The organism is Streptomyces sp. NPDC059003, from assembly GCF_042740445.1.
Classification (GTDB): domain Bacteria; phylum Actinomycetota; class Actinomycetes; order Streptomycetales; family Streptomycetaceae; genus Streptomyces.
The window spans coordinates 1-13,624 of record NZ_JBHYJH010000103.1; the positions used below are offsets into that span (position 1 = coordinate 1).

Annotated in this window: 10 protein-coding genes; 6 read left to right on the plus strand and 4 right to left on the minus strand. The window is 74.0% G+C overall.

The annotated features are described in order from the left end of the window. Both ACFWZ5_RS29695 and ACFWZ5_RS29700 read left to right on the plus strand, forming a co-directional pair. Positions 1-204, plus strand: a 204-nt coding sequence (locus tag ACFWZ5_RS29695) for a methylenetetrahydrofolate reductase (RefSeq protein ID WP_384891558.1), incomplete at its 5' end; no start/stop codon positions are given. 124 nt (positions 205-328) lie between these two features. Then, positions 329-997 carry a sigma factor-like helix-turn-helix DNA-binding protein gene (locus ACFWZ5_RS29700; RefSeq protein WP_384800624.1) on the plus strand — a complete coding sequence of 223 codons (669 nt, stop codon included), beginning with the start codon at positions 329-331 and terminating at the stop codon, positions 995-997. Between the two features lie 48 nt (positions 998-1,045). Here the strand turns inward: ACFWZ5_RS29700 and ACFWZ5_RS29705 are convergent, their stop codons facing one another. Both ACFWZ5_RS29705 and ACFWZ5_RS29710 read right to left on the minus strand, forming a co-directional pair. Further along, positions 1,046-2,038, minus strand: a complete 993-nt coding sequence (locus ACFWZ5_RS29705; RefSeq protein WP_384800621.1) for a methyltransferase — start codon at positions 2,036-2,038, stop codon at positions 1,046-1,048. A 228-nt stretch (positions 2,039-2,266) separates the two neighbouring features. Beyond that, positions 2,267-3,199 carry an aromatic prenyltransferase gene (locus tag ACFWZ5_RS29710; RefSeq protein WP_384800618.1) on the minus strand — a complete coding sequence of 311 codons (933 nt, stop codon included), beginning with the start codon at positions 3,197-3,199 and terminating at the stop codon, positions 2,267-2,269. Between the two features lie 413 nt (positions 3,200-3,612). On the opposite strand from ACFWZ5_RS29710, the gene ACFWZ5_RS29715 reads away from it, so the two are divergent. The 3 genes from ACFWZ5_RS29715 to ACFWZ5_RS29725 all read left to right on the plus strand — a co-directional run bounded on the left by ACFWZ5_RS29715 (position 3,613) and on the right by ACFWZ5_RS29725 (position 8,557). Then, positions 3,613-4,653, plus strand: a complete 1,041-nt coding sequence (locus tag ACFWZ5_RS29715) for a BTAD domain-containing putative transcriptional regulator (RefSeq protein WP_384800615.1) — start codon at positions 3,613-3,615, stop codon at positions 4,651-4,653. 490 nt (positions 4,654-5,143) lie between these two features. Further along, a complete protein-coding gene (locus ACFWZ5_RS29720; RefSeq protein ID WP_384800612.1) occupies positions 5,144-6,997 on the plus strand; it encodes an FAD-dependent monooxygenase in 1,854 nt (617 codons plus the stop codon). A 51-nt stretch (positions 6,998-7,048) separates the two neighbouring features. Then, positions 7,049-8,557, plus strand: a complete 1,509-nt coding sequence (locus ACFWZ5_RS29725; protein WP_384800609.1) for an MFS transporter — start codon at positions 7,049-7,051, stop codon at positions 8,555-8,557. A 55-nt stretch (positions 8,558-8,612) separates the two neighbouring features. On the opposite strand, the gene pcaB is transcribed toward ACFWZ5_RS29725, so the two are convergent. Next, complete coding sequence (pcaB, locus tag ACFWZ5_RS29730; RefSeq protein ID WP_384794703.1) at positions 8,613-10,034, minus strand: 3-carboxy-cis,cis-muconate cycloisomerase; 1,422 nt, start codon at positions 10,032-10,034, stop codon at positions 8,613-8,615. After that, entirely contained in the window at positions 10,031-12,154 is a 2,124-nt protein-coding gene (locus tag ACFWZ5_RS29735) for an FAD/NAD(P)-binding protein (protein ID WP_384794705.1), read from the minus strand. The genes pcaB and ACFWZ5_RS29735 overlap by 4 nt, the downstream gene beginning before the upstream one ends. A 312-nt stretch (positions 12,155-12,466) precedes the next feature. Between ACFWZ5_RS29735 and ACFWZ5_RS29740 the strand changes: the two genes are divergently transcribed. After that, positions 12,467-13,096 carry a hypothetical protein gene (locus ACFWZ5_RS29740; protein WP_384794707.1) on the plus strand — a complete coding sequence of 210 codons (630 nt, stop codon included), beginning with the start codon at positions 12,467-12,469 and terminating at the stop codon, positions 13,094-13,096. The last annotated feature ends 528 nt before the right edge of the window (positions 13,097-13,624 follow it).

The window sequence follows — 13,624 nt, forward strand, 5'->3', positions numbered from 1 at the left end:
GATCTCGCCGACCGCCTGTACGCGGCACGCGAGGATGCCGGGGCCGGTCATCGCATCGGGGTGGAGTACGCCACCGCCATGGCCGGCCGGCTCCTGGAGCAGGGCGCTCCCGGACTGCACTACATCACCCTCAACCAGTCCACCGCGGCCCTGGACATCCACCGCAACGTCCTGGCCGCACTCGGCACGCGGTGCCCGGTGTGACGGCGCGGCGGCCGGGCCGGCCCGCGCGCACGGCGTGACCGGCTCACGGCACAGGAAGGCACAGGAAGGCGCAGGGAGGCGCAGGAAGGCGCAGGGAGGCGCAGGGAGGCGTAGGGGGGACCGGGTGGGTGGGGCCGAGGAGTTCGAGGAGCTGCGGCCGCTGCTGTCCGCGCTCGCCCACCGGATGCTGGGCGAGGCGGGAGCGGCGCAGGAGGTGGTGCGCCGGGCCCGGCTGCTGTGGCAGAGCGCACCGGCGCAGCCCAGTGCCCGGGGCTTTCTGGTGGCCGCGGTGACGCGGATGGCGCTCGATGTCCTCACGGCGGCCGCACCGCCGCAGCCCCCGCACCCGCCCCGGCGGGCGGGGGGTGAGGATGCGGGGCTGGCGGCGGCCCTGGCTCTGATCGAGGGCCTCTCCCCGGCCGAGCACGCCGTCTTCGTGCTGCGGGAGGTCTTCGGGTGCGGCTTCGCCGACATCGCCGCGGCCCTGGGGTGCTCGCAGGCGGCCTGCCGTCAACTGGCCGCCGCCCTCGGCCCGGCGGGCGGGGCCGCACGGGTGCCGTGGCCGCGGCGCATCGAGGGCGCGCAGAATGTGGCGCGGGCGCTGGGTGCGATCGTCCCGCCGCTGCACCGCATCGGCATCACCCTGGAGCACCGGCAGGTCGGCGGCCGCCCGGCCGGTGTCCTGCGCGACCGCAGCGGCCACGACCTCGGTGCCCTGGTGCTGCTCGACATCGCCGACGGACACATCCGCGCGCTGCATCTGGGCAGCAGCACCCGCTTCACCCGCGCCTGAGCCCCGGCCGCCCAGGCGCCGGGGCTCAGGGAGCGGGGCGGGTGCCCGTCAGCCGGTGGCGGCCGCCTCCAGGACCGAGGCGTGCGAGGAGGTGTCCAGGACGCGGCGGACGGTGAACCCGGCCTCGGCCAGGAGCTGTTCGTACTCCGCGCGGGTGCGGCCGCGGCCGTTGAGGACCGTCATCATCAGCACGTCGCCGGTCTTGCCCGCGTGCGGTGCGTTGCCCGGGGGGATCAGGGCGTTGACGACCAGAAGGCGCCCGTGCGCGGGCATCGCCGCCCGGCAGGTGCCAAGGATGCGCACGCAGTCCTCGTCCGGCCAGCTGGCCAGGACGTGCTTGAGGAGGTACAGGTCGGCGCCGGCCGGCACGGAGTCGAAGAAGTCCCCGGCCTCGGCGCGCCAGCGCCCGGTCAGCTCCGGCACGTCCAGGACGTGCCCGGCCACCACCGGCTCCAGGTCGAGCAGGGTTCCCGTCATGTGGGGGTTGCGGCGCAGCACCGCCCGCAGCAGGCCGCCGTGTCCGCCGCCCACGTCGACGGCGCTCTTGTAGGCGGAGAAGTCGAAGGCGTCGACGACGCCGTTGCTCAGCGCCTCGGAGAAGGCGGCCATGCTCGAGTTGAAGGCGCGGCTGAGGTCGGCGTCGGCGGCGATGTGGTCGTAGAAAGGGACGCCGTAGACGTGCTCGAAGGCGGTGGTGCCGGTGCGGACCGCCTCGTGGAGCTGGGCCGCGGACTGCCAGAAGACCGGCTCGCCGCGCACCAGGACGTAGTCGCGCAGCGAGTGCGCGCTGTCGGTGCGCAGCGGCTCGGCGAGCGCGGTGAGGTGGAAGCGCTGCTCGTCGTCCTCCCGGAAGACGCCCTTGGTCGCCAAGAACCGCAGCAGCCGGTGCAGGTAGGGGCCGTTGAGCCCGGCGGCCCCGGCGAGTTGGGCGGCGGTGCGCGGGCCGTCGGCCAGGTGGTCGGCGATGCGGAAGCGCGCGGCGGCGTGCAGGGCCGCCGAGTACAGGTAGCCGAGGGAGAGTTCGAGCAGTTCGTCGGTCACGTTCGCGGTGCTGGACGGCTGCGGGACCCCTGTGGTCCCAAGGCTGGCGCCTGCCATCGGCAAGGTCTCCCCTTAAAGTCTGTCGTGGCCCCCGCGCGGCGCAGCGGGGTGCGGGTGGAGCGGGCTCGGGGCACGGCACGTATCTGCCCCCAGCGTGCGCGCCCGGTGTCGACTCCGGCTGGAGGCGCACTCGGGCCGGAGCCGTGGGCGGGCCGGAGCCGTGGGCGCTCAGTCGTGGAGGGAGTCGAACGCCTTCAGCAGATGCCGCTGGACGTCGCTGATGTGGTAGTAGGCGCCGAGCTTGTAGTACTCCTCGGTGGGCGAGAGCGTCAGGCCGTAGACCAGGGTGCGCTTCTCGCCCACGTACGCATACGGCGCCCGGGTCGCGTAGTTGCCGAACATCTCGATGTCGCGCGGGTCGGCGGAGGGCACCCGCCCGGGGTCGGTGGTGATCACGGCGAAGCACAGCCGGTCGATGGTCCCGGAGTCCCAGTTGAGGGTGGGATAGACCGCGAAGGAGTGCTTGCAGAACTCCAGGCCGAGGTCGGCGGGCACGTGCAGGCCCAGCTCGCGGACCAGGGAAAGGACCGCCCCGGGCTGGAGGTTGTTCTGGTCCAGGTCGCTGAAGTACAGGTTGACCTGGCGCTTCTTGTAGTCCATCGACGTCATCTGGACCTTGTCCAGGCCGTAGCGGGCGAACAGCTCGGCGTTGTGGGCCACCGAGGCCGGCATGGAGTCGATGGCGGCCAGCTGGGCGACGCCGGGCATGTCGTCGGTGGGGAAGAACGCGTAGGTCTTCTTGAAGCCGCCGGTGACCTCGCCGTCGATGGCGAACATCGACACCGGCAGGGCCTTTTGGGTGTCGGCGAGCAGGTCGTCGACGGGGTGGCCGGTCGCCGGGAACAGCCCCCGCTCCAGGACGGTGGCATAGGGGTCGCCGTGCTCGGCCGGCACCGAGATGCTGAAGTCCAGCTCCGTGGCGCGGCGGCCGCTGGCCATCGAGAAGACGACGACGCCGCCCTCGGCGAGGGTGGCCTCGAAGGCGCTCAGCAGCGGATGGACCTTCTCCCGGGCGACCCGCACGCCCAGCAGGCCGGCCGCCTCCTCCATGGCCGCGTACACGCGCTCGACATCGCGCTCGACATCAGCGGCTTGGGACATTGGAACCTCCACGCTCGATCTTGACGATCCGTCAAAAGAGGGTCGTTACCGGTCAAAAGAGGGCCGTTACCGGGCCGCCGCGCGGCGGCAATTCCCGCCCGCGGCCGCCCCCGCTGCTCCTTGCGCTCCAACGTCGGCCACGCGCCTTGAGCGATGCTGGAGAAGCGATCGATGGCGGATTGGCACGCGGGCCGCTGGCGCATAAGGTCGTGACGGCGACGGGCCGTCCGGGGAAAATCAGGCCGCCGCCGGAAATCGACTCTCACATCCACCGGGAAACCAGCGGAAACCCACCGGAAACCCACGGGGAAACCGCCGGGAAATCACCGTAAATCCTCGAAGAGTGAAATGCGCGAGGGGGTTGGAACATGCGCGTCACTGGATACCAGACCGTGGCGGCGGAGCATGCACGGATGTCCCATGAGGAATCCGCCGTGGGCATTCCGGCCGACGGTGCGGGGCCGGTCCATCAGGATGCGTGGCGCATCGCGGAGCTGGAGCGCGAGATCGTCGAACTGCGCCGCACCAACGAGGCCCTGCGCCTGCACGCGGCCCACGGCGGGCGCACCACGGGCCTGCGGCCGGCCCTGGAGCGGCCCCTGGTCGAGTTCCGCGCGCTGGGCCCGATCGAGGCCGCCGTCGGCGGCCGGCTCGTCGACCTCGGGGCGCCCAAGCAGCGCGCCCTGCTGGCCCTGCTGGTCAGCAAGGCCGGCCGGCCGGTGGCCGTCGATGTGATCGTCGAGGAGCTGTGGGCGGGCAGCCCGCCGCCGTCGGCGATCGCCTCCCTGCAGGCCTACGTCGCCAACCTGCGGCGCGTCCTGGAGCCGGACCGGGCGCCGCGCACCCCGGCGCGGGTGCTGCGCACCTACGGCCGCGGCTATCTCCTGGACGGGCAGGCCGTCGAGGTCGACGTGCACCGCTTCGGCGAACGGGCCGCCGCCGGCTGGCGGGCCCTGGACCGGGGCGACGCGCCCTGCGCGATCCACGACTTCGGCGCGGCCCTGGCCCTGTGGCGCGGTCCGGCGTACGCCGAGGTGGCCGACACCGGCTATCTGCGCCCCGACGTGGCGCGCCTGGACGAGCTGCACCTGTCGGTGACCGAGGGGCACTGCGCGGCCCTGCTCGCGGCCGGCGCCCACGAGGTCGCGGTCGCCGAGCTCGAGGCCTTCGTGCAGGCGCACCCCTTGCGCGAGTACGGCTGCGAACTGCTCGTCCTGGCCCTGTACCGGGCGGGCCGGCAGGCGGACGCGCTGGCGGTGCTGCGGACCAACCAGCGGCGCCTGGCCGAGGAGCTGGGCATCGACCCGCGGCCGGCGCTGCGCCTGCTCGAACAGCAGATCCTCAACCAGGCACCGGCCCTGGACTGGCGGCCCCACCCGTTGGCGGCCACCGCGCCGGCCCGCCCGGCCGCGCGGCACACCGCGGCGCGCCCGGCGCGCGCACTGGCGAGCTGAACGGCCGGCCGGCGGGAAGCCCTCCTCGGCCGCGCCGGGGATCACCGCTTCGGTGAAAGCCGCCGCGCGGCGCCCGGTGGCCGGTGAACTCGCCGCGCGGCGCCGCGATGGCGGCGCGGCGGTTTCGGCACGGGGGTTCCGGCGCGGCCCGCGCCGGGCTGAAGCCCGCGCCGCGCCGCCGTCCGCGCCTGGCCTTCTCCCGTGCTTTCGTCCGTGCTTTCGTCCGCGCTTCCTTCTCTGCTTCCTTCTCTGCTTTCCCCTCTGCTTTCGTTCGTGTTTTCGTCCGTGCTTTGTTCGTGTTTTCGTCTGCGTTTTCGTCCGTGTTTTCTTGCTCGGTGCCGCCCGGAACGCGGTGCACGGGCGTGGTCCTGTGCGCACCCGGTCGCCAAATGGGCGCCAACCCGGTCCCTAGTGCGGGCCAATCCCTGCGGCCGATGCTGGGCTGCGCGGCATCGGCCGGCGCGTGTCGTCACAGGATGGAAGGCCCGCTATGGAGGTAACCGAGGTTCCGGTGCTGATCGTGGGCGGCGGGGGCTGCGGCCTGGCCGCCTCCGTCTTCCTGTCCGACCACGGGGTGGGGCACGTGCTCGTGGAGCGGCACGCGGACACGTCGATCCTGCCGAAGGCGCACTACCTCAACCAGCGCACGATGGAGATCTTCCGCCAGCACGGCCTGGCCGGTGCGGTGAGCGAACACGCGGCGGACACCGGCCAGTTCGGCAAGGTGCGCTGGCAGACCTCGCTGGCGGGCGACGGCCCGCTGGACCGCCGGGTGATCCACGAGATGGACGCCTTCGGCGGCGGCGCGCTGACCGACCGCTACGCGGCGCACGGCCCCGTACTGCCGGCCAAACTGCCGCAGCTGCGCCTGGAGCCGCTGCTGCGCCGCCAGGCCCAGCAGCGCAATCCCGGCCGCGTCCTGTTCTCCCACGAACTGCTCTCCTTCACCGAGCAGGACAAGCATGTCGTCGCCGAGATCCGCAACCTGGCCGACGGCACGGTCACCCGGATCCGCGCACGCTATGTGATCGCCGCCGACGGAGGCCGCACGCTGGGCCCCCAGCTCGGCGTACGGATGGAGGGCGTGACCAACATGGTCGACGTCACCTCCGCGTACTTCTCCGCGGATCTCTCCCGCTGGTGGCACGACGGCACCATCATCACCTGGTTCGTCAACCCCCGCCGCCCCGACCTGAACAGCACCCTGCTGGAGATGGGGCCGACCTGGGGCCGGCACTGCGAGCAGTGGGGCCTGCACTTCGCGCTCGGCGATGCCGACCGCGACGACGAGGCGGCCGTCACCGGCCGCATCCGCGAGGTCCTGGGCCTGCCCGGCCTGGACCTGACGGTGCACAAGGTGTCGCACTGGTCCATCGAGCGGGTGCTCGCCGACCGCTACCGCACCGGCCGCTTCCTGATCGTCGGCGACGCCGCCCACCGCCAGCCGCCCACCACCGGGCTCGGCCTCAACGGCGGCATCCAGGACGTGCACAACCTCGCCTGGAAGCTGGCCGCGGTCCTCGCCGGCCGCGCCGACGACGCCCTGCTGGACACCTACGCCCGCGAGCGCCGCCCGGTGGGCGAGCGCAACGTCGACTGGGGCCTGGCCACCTGGTTCCACCACCGGGTGCTGACCGAGGCGGCGCTCGGCCTGGGCGCGCACGTCCCGCCCGAGCGCCGCACGGCCGCCTTCAGCGCCTACTTCGCCGACTCCCCCACCGGCGCCCTCACCCGCGCCCGGGCGGCGGAGATCTTCGCCACCCACCGCGCCGAGTGCCACGCGCACGAGCTGGAGCTCGGGTTCGCCTACGCACAGGGCGCCCTGGTGCCCGACGGCAGCCGGCCCCCGGCCCGCTCGCCGCTGGGCACCGACTACCGGCCCACCACCCGCCCCGGTCACCGGCTGCCGCACGCCTGGCTGGAGCACGGCGGACAGCGCCTGTCCACCCTGGACCTGGCCGGTCCCTCGACGGGCTTCGCCCTGATCACCGGCGCCGCGGGCACCGCGTGGGCGAAGGCCGCCGAGCAGGTCGCCGAGAAGCTGTCCCTGCCCCTGGCCGTGGCCCGCATCGGGGACGGCGCCCCCTACACCGACACCGACCGGGGCTGGGCCGCCGTGCGGGAGGTCGCCGACGACGGCGCCGTCCTGGTGCGCCCCGACCAGCACGTGGCGTGGCGCTCGACGGGCGCGGTGGACAAACCGGCGGACGTGCTGGCCGGGGTGCTGTCCGCGCTGCTGGCCGGACAGCCGGAGCCCGGCCCGGCCGGAGCCCCCGACGGCCCCGACGGCCCCGGCGGCCCGCGGCCCGCATCCGCCGGCGCCGGCCCCACCGCCAGGACCTGAGGCGCCTTGCCGGCAGCCCGCGGTCCGACCAACGCGACTAGGAGACAGGTTATGTCCACACCCAGGGCCGTTCCCGCGGCCTCGGACCCCAGGCGGTGGGCCGTTCTCGCCGTCATCTGCGTCACCTACCTCATGCTGACCCTCGATGCGACGGTGATGAACCTGGCGCTGCCCTCGGCCCAGGACGACCTGGACTTCTCCGACGCGGACAAGCAGTGGGTGGTGACCGCGTACGCGCTGAGCTACGGCAGCCTGCTGCTGATCGGCGGCAAGCTGGCCGACCTCCTGGGCCGGCGGGAGACCTTCCTGGTCGGCCTGGCCGGCTTCGCGGCCGCCTCCGTGCTCGGCGGCGCCGCGGGCAGCTTCACGGTGCTGGTCATCGCCCGCGCCGGCCAGGGCGTCTTCGCCGCGCTGCTGGCGCCCACCGCCCTGTCGCTGCTGGCCACCACCTTCACCGCGCCCAAGGAGCGCGCCAAGGCCTTCGGCGCGTTCAGCGCGGTGGCGGCCAGCGGCGGCGGCGTGGGCCTGCTGGTCGGCGGCGCGCTGACCACCGGCCTGAACTGGCGCTGGTGCCTGTATGTCAACCTCGTCTTCATCGCGTTCTGCCTCATCGTCGGCTTCCGGACGCTGCAGAAGCAGCCGCGGGCCAAGTCCCGCCTGGACGTGGTGGGCGTACTGCTGGTCTCCAGCGGCCTGTTCTGCCTGGTCTACGGCTTCTCCAACGCCTCCACGCACGACTGGGGCACCCCCTCGACCTGGGGCGTGCTGGTGGCCGGCGCGGTGCTGCTGATCCTGTTCGGCCTCTGGCAGCCGCGCGCCCAGGCCCCGGTGCTGCCCCCGCGGGTCGTGCTCGACCGCAACCGCGGCGGCGCCTACCTCACCATGCTGTTCGCCGGCGCCGGCCTGTTCGGCATGCTGCTCTTCCTCATCTACTACCTGCAGAACAGCCTGGGCTACTCGGCGCTGAAGGCCGGGGTGTCCCTGCTGCCGACGGTGACCCTCACGGCGGTGGCGAGCACCCTCGGCAACACCCGGCTGATGCCGCGCTTCGGCCCGCGGCCGCTGGTCGTGGCGGGCATGCTCTGCAACGCCGGTGCCATGGCCCTGCTGACCCGGATCGAACCGGACTCCGCCTACGCCTCCACGATCCTGGCCCCGCTGGTGCTGATGGGCCTGGGCATGGGCAGCGTCTTCGCGGCCGCCCTGCCCACCGGCACCTCCGCGGTCAAGCCGCAGGACTCCGGTGTCGCCTCGGCGACCATCAACGCCGGCCAGCAGCTGGGCGGCGCCATGGGCACCGCGCTGCTCAACACGATCGCGGCCGGCGCCACCACCGACTACCTCTCCAGCCACCGCACCGCCCGGCCCGATCCGGCCCTGTTCGAACAGGCCGCCGTGCACGGCTACAGCCAGGTGTTCTGGTGGTGCACCGGGATCTGCGCCCTGGGCGCGGTCATCGCCGGGGCCCTGCTGCGCAGCGGCCCGCTGCCGGTGCCCGCCTGGGCGGCCAAGGACAAGCCCGCCGCGCCCGAGCAGGAGACGGCAACGGCACACTCCTGAAACGGCACCCGAAGAGGAGGGCCGGGGTGATCCCGGCCCTCCTCTTCGGGTGCCGTCAGTGTTCCGGGGGGTTGAGTGCGCGGTCCACCAGCGGGCCCGCCAGGCCCGTGTAGCCGGCCGGGTCCAGCAGGGCCGCCGCCTGGGCCGCGGTCAGCACGCCGGCCAGCTGCGGGAGTTCGGCCAGGACGGCGGCGAGCGGGCGGCCGCCGGCGGCGGCCGTCCGGGAGGCCTGGGTGAGCAGGTCCTTGGCCGCCGTCTTGCCCAGGTGCGCGGCGAGGTGGGCCGAGACCTTCTCCGAGACCAGCCGGCCGCCGGTCGCCTCGAGGTTGGCGCGCATCCGCTCGGGGCGCACGGTCAGCCCGCGCACCAGCTCCACGGCCGTGTGCGCGGCGCCGCCGGTCAGCCGCAGGGCCTCGCGCAGCGGCTGCCACTCGGCGTGCCACACCCCCGCCGCCCGCTCGTCCTCGGTCAGCAGGCACTGCAGCAGCACCGTGGCCAGGGCGGGCACTTGGAGGGAGGCGGAGCGGATCAGCGTGGCCAGCACGGGGTTGCGTTTGTGCGGCATGGCCGAGGAGGCGCCGCGCCCGGCGGGTGCGGGCTCGGCCACCTCGCCGACCTCGGTGCGGGCAAGGACCAGCACGTCCGCGGCGATCTTGCCGAGGGCTCCGGCCGTGTGGGCCAGGGCCGCGGCCACATCGGCGACGGGGGTGCGCAGGGCGTGCCAGGGCAGGGCGGGGGCGGCCAGGCCGGTCTCCTCGGCGAAGGCGGCGCCGAGTTCGTCGAGGAGCACGGCGGGGTCGGCCTGCGGGCCCGCGTACTGGAGGTAGCCGGCGAGGGTTCCGGCCGCGCCGCCGAGCGCGACGGGCAGGTTGCCGTCGGTGAGGTGCTGGAGGCGCTGGAGGCAGTCCAGGACCAGCTGGCGCCAGCCGGCCGCCTTGAGCCCGAAGGTCGTGGGCACCGCGTGCAGGGCCAGGGTGCGGCCGGCCATCACGGTGTCGCGGTGCGCGGCCGCCATGGAGGCGAGTGCGTCGGCGACGGCCCGCAGGTCCGCGGTGATCAGGCGCAGTGCCCGCGCCGTCACCAGCATCGCGCCGGTGTCCAGGACGTCCTGGCTGGTCGAGCCGCGGTGCACGTACTCGGCGGCCTGCGGGGAGCGCTCGGCGACCCGGGCGGTCAGTGCCGCGACCAGGCCCACCACCGGGTTGGCCGTCTCCCGTGCCGCCAGGGCGAGTTGGCGCAGGTCCAGCAGGTCGGCGCGGGCCGTGGCGGTGATGAGGTCGGCGGCCGCCGCGGGCACGGTGCCGCAGCGGGCCTGGGCGCGGGCCAGGGCCGCCTCGGCGTCCAGCATCGCCTGCAGCCAGGCGCGGTCGCCGACGGCCGCCTCGACGGGGGTGCCGGCGCGGACCGGGGAGAGCAGGCCCGCATCGAGATGGGCGGCCTCGGCCGCCGTCGGCGCGTGGGGCAGAAAGGAGGTCATGTGCCGGCCCTCGCCTTCGCGTTCGGGATCGCAGGGGTGCCCGGCCCGCCGGTGTCGGCGGGGAGCGCGGGCAGGGCCAGGACGGCCGCGGCGATGGCGTCGGAGTCCTCCAGGGTGACCGAGCCGACGCCGGGGCGGATGCCGGCGGCGGTCACCCAGTGCACGGACTCGGTGGGCACCCCGTAGGCGAAGCGCCGCGGATGGGGCACCCCGCGGGCGTCGATCAGGTGGTAGGGCTGCTCGGTCACGGCCAGGCCGCCGGTCTCGTAGTCGGCCGGGCCGCCGGCTGCCGGGATGCGGTACGGGCGCGCCTGCCCGGTGCGCAGCAGCTCGCGCAGCAGCGGGTCCGCGGTGCGCCGCAGGTCGATCTCGGGCAGGCGCGCCTCGATGAGGGCGGTGGCCCGCACCCGTACGTCGGGGATGTGGCTGGAGGTGGCCACGAAGCAGGCACCGCGGGCCTCGGGGCCCTCGGGGTTCTCGGGGTTCTCGGGGTTCTCGGGGTTCTCGGGGTTCTCGGTGGTGATGTCGAGGCCGGGGCCGAGCACCTCCAGGACGCCCGCGTCGATGACCGCGGCCAGCTCCTCGATGCGCGAGGCCGGCGGGCCGATGGACAAGAAGGCGTTGAGCGGCGTGTACCAGTGGTCGAGGTCGTCGCGGTGGGAGGCGGCGGTCAGGCCCGCGTGGTCCACGGCCAGGCGCAGTTCGTTGCGCAGGTCGCGCAGGACGTCCAGGGCGGCCTTGAGGGGTCCGCTGACGTTGCCCTGGCGGGCCAGGCGGACGTCGTCGTCGAGGTAGCCGCGCAGCCAGCGCCCGAACGCGGCCCGGTCGCGCAGCGCGGCGGGGGGGTAGGGGCGGGCCAGGCGCTGCCAGTCGAAGCGCTCGGCGGCGGGGATGCCGGCCGCCTCCAGCAGCGCCTCCTCGCCCTCCCCCGGGCCGGCGTCCAGGTAGTGCTCGGTGAACTCCTCGATGGCGTGCGGCAGGTGGCCGCGCCGGGCGAGCAGCGCGGCGTAGTAGACGCTGCACACCTCCTTGGAGATCAGCGGCCACAGCTCGGCGGCGAAGTCGATGCCCGCGTGCTGGGGGCCCCGCGCGCGCAGGGCCTTGATGTGGTCCAGGGTCAGGCGCCGCGGGAAGTAGCGGCCCAGGGCGCCCTTCTCGTTCTCGCCGCGGGCCTGGTAGGGCACGCCGCGGCGCGAGCCGGCGTACAGGCGCGGTTCGCGGCCCGAGGGCCGGTAGACCAGGCGGCCGCCGGTGCGGGTGAAGGTGCCGCCCCTGCCCTGGGTGAACAGGGCCAGGTAGTCGAAGAAGTTCAGGCCCAGGCCGCGCAGCAGCACCGCCTGGCCGGGGGCGATGCCCGACAGGTCGACGTCGGCCGGGTTGGCCGGGGCCAGATAGGTCAGCCCGCCGCGCGCCGCGAACCGTGCCAGCTTCTCCTCGGCCGCGGTGGGCCGCACCGGCAGGTGGCCCTGGGCCAGGACGACCGCGGACAGGCCGGACAGGCGGGTGCCGTCCTCGCACACGACGGTCTGCGTACGCCCCCCGCCGTCGGGGCCGGTGGCGGGGTCGTCGTGGAGGGCGATGGCGCGGACGGCGTGTGTGCGCACCCGGGTGTGCGCGGCGGCGTTCGCGACGACCCGCTGGAACGCCCAGGTCAGATAGGTGCCGTACAGGGCGCGGGTGGGGTAGGTGTCGGGGGTCAGCCGCCGGGCCTCGGCGAGGGTCTCCTCGGCGTAGCCGGCCCGGGGAAGGCTCTCCAGTGTGCCCGAGGCCAGGGCCTTGGCCCAGGCGAACAGGCTCGGCCCCTCGTCCAGGGGGCCGGCGATGCGGACGCTGGCGTCGGTGTAGACCGTGACCTGGCAGGCCACGGTGTTCATCAGCAGGTGCCGGGACTGCGTGGGGCGCCACACCCGTCCCGAGCCCGGCGGATCCGGGTCGACCACATGCACGGTGACGGTGTCCCAGCGGGGCGACTTCCGTTCCTGCGCACAAATCCGTTCCAGTACGGAAAGTCCTCGCGGGCCTGCGCCGACGAGGCAGATCTCCAGGCGCGCCGCCGCTTCCCCGGGGGTGGGCGGGGCGGAAGTCGGGACTCTTTGTCCGACCCGATGCGTGCCGTCCATGGGGCCTCCTTCTTGCGCCACGCTCGGGCCAGCCGCTCGGATTTACCTGGAAATCGACTCGAAAGCTTCCCGGATCCCGTCTTTCTTCCTGCGCGACCCGAACGCGGCTATATCCAACCTCCAGCAGGCCTCGGTACGTTCGGCGAGTGCTGGCGGCCCGCGGCCCTTTGTGTGGCGCGGCCCAGAGATTCCGGACCTCATGGCGTGAAAGCGTTGTCGGACACCGCCGCACGCCGGGGGACGGAAAGGCAAGGCTGCTGAACTCGCCGCACCGCGCAGGTCCGCTCCTGTCACCCCACGATGGAGAATTCGATGACGGTATGGCAGTGCTCCAGGAATAACTCCCACGAAGGCGATGCCGTCGCGGGGTCCCTCCTGTGTGCCCACTGCATCGGCCAGGCGGAGGCCACCTTGCGCGTGCTTCCCGCCCTGCACCAGGAGTGCCTGCACCACACGGCGCCGGCGCCGCGGCGCAGCAATCCCACGCGGGTCTCGGGCAGCCGCACCCTCGACCAGGTGAACATCGCGGTCCTGGAGGCCCGTTCCCGCCTGCTGGCCGCCCTGGAGGCGTGGTCGGACACCGTCGCCGCCGGGCGCGGCATCGCCGTCCCGGCCCGCTCGGTGCCCCGCCTGGCCGCCTTTTTGGCCGAGCATCTGCGCTGGCTTGCGGCGCAGCCGTGCGCCGCGGACTTCGTGGACGAGACCGAGCGCCTGGCCGCCGAGCTGCGCGCCGCGATCGACCCCGCGTCCGGTGAACTGCGCACCGCCATCAGGAAATGTGTCGTGGACCGCTGCGGCGGAGTGATCACCACGCCGCTGAATTCCGGCGGGCGGCCGCCGGCCGACCGCCTGGAGTGCTCCATGGGACATGTATGGGAAATCCGGGAATGGCTGAAGCTGAGGTCCCTGATGGAACAGCAGCGCACGGGTGCCGGCTCGTGACGGGGCCCACTCCCCCGCGCCACCGGCTCGTTCCCACGAATGTCGCGGCACTGGCCGTCGGAGTGACCGAGGCGACCATTCGGAAATGGGTGAGCCGCGGAAAGATCACCCGCTACGGCGCCCCCCACTGCCGTTCGGAGTTCGATATCGACGAGCTGGTCGAGATCGCCCTGCTGAGGCATAACGGGACATCGTCGCAGAAACCGGCAGGTCCGGTCCCACCGCAGAAACGAGAAGGGGAGCTGAGAGCGTTGTCGCTACCGAGCTCTGAGGCCTCGGTACCGTCCCCGGTACCGGCCTCTGCACCGGTCCTCGCGGACGGGGCGCCACAGGGCCGGGCCCGCGCCGTGGGCATCGGCCGCGCCCACGCCAAGGCCATTCTGCTGGGCGAGCACGCGGTCGTGTACGGGGCCGCGGGGGGGGGGGGGGGGGGGCCCCCGCGGGCGGGCACGGGGCGCCCCCCCGGGTGGGCCGGGAGGGCCCCGGGCCGCGCCGCGGGCCCAAATTCTGTTACCGCCGCCCGGTACG

Excerpts from the sequence above, each read along its gene's own strand:
- ACFWZ5_RS29710 (WP_384800618.1), bottom strand. The coding sequence starts at position 3,199 with ATGTCCCAAGCCGCTGATGTCGAGCGCGATGTCGAGCGCGTGTACGCG.
- ACFWZ5_RS29715 (WP_384800615.1), top strand. The coding sequence starts at position 3,613 with ATGTCCCATGAGGAATCCGCCGTGGGCATTCCGGCCGACGGTGCGGGG.
- ACFWZ5_RS29720 (WP_384800612.1), top strand. The coding sequence starts at position 5,144 with ATGGAGGTAACCGAGGTTCCGGTGCTGATCGTGGGCGGCGGGGGCTGC.
- ACFWZ5_RS29725 (WP_384800609.1), top strand. The coding sequence starts at position 7,049 with ATGTCCACACCCAGGGCCGTTCCCGCGGCCTCGGACCCCAGGCGGTGG.
- pcaB (WP_384794703.1), bottom strand. The coding sequence starts at position 10,034 with ATGACCTCCTTTCTGCCCCACGCGCCGACGGCGGCCGAGGCCGCCCAT.
- ACFWZ5_RS29735 (WP_384794705.1), bottom strand. The coding sequence starts at position 12,154 with ATGGACGGCACGCATCGGGTCGGACAAAGAGTCCCGACTTCCGCCCCG.
- ACFWZ5_RS29740 (WP_384794707.1), top strand. The coding sequence starts at position 12,467 with ATGACGGTATGGCAGTGCTCCAGGAATAACTCCCACGAAGGCGATGCC.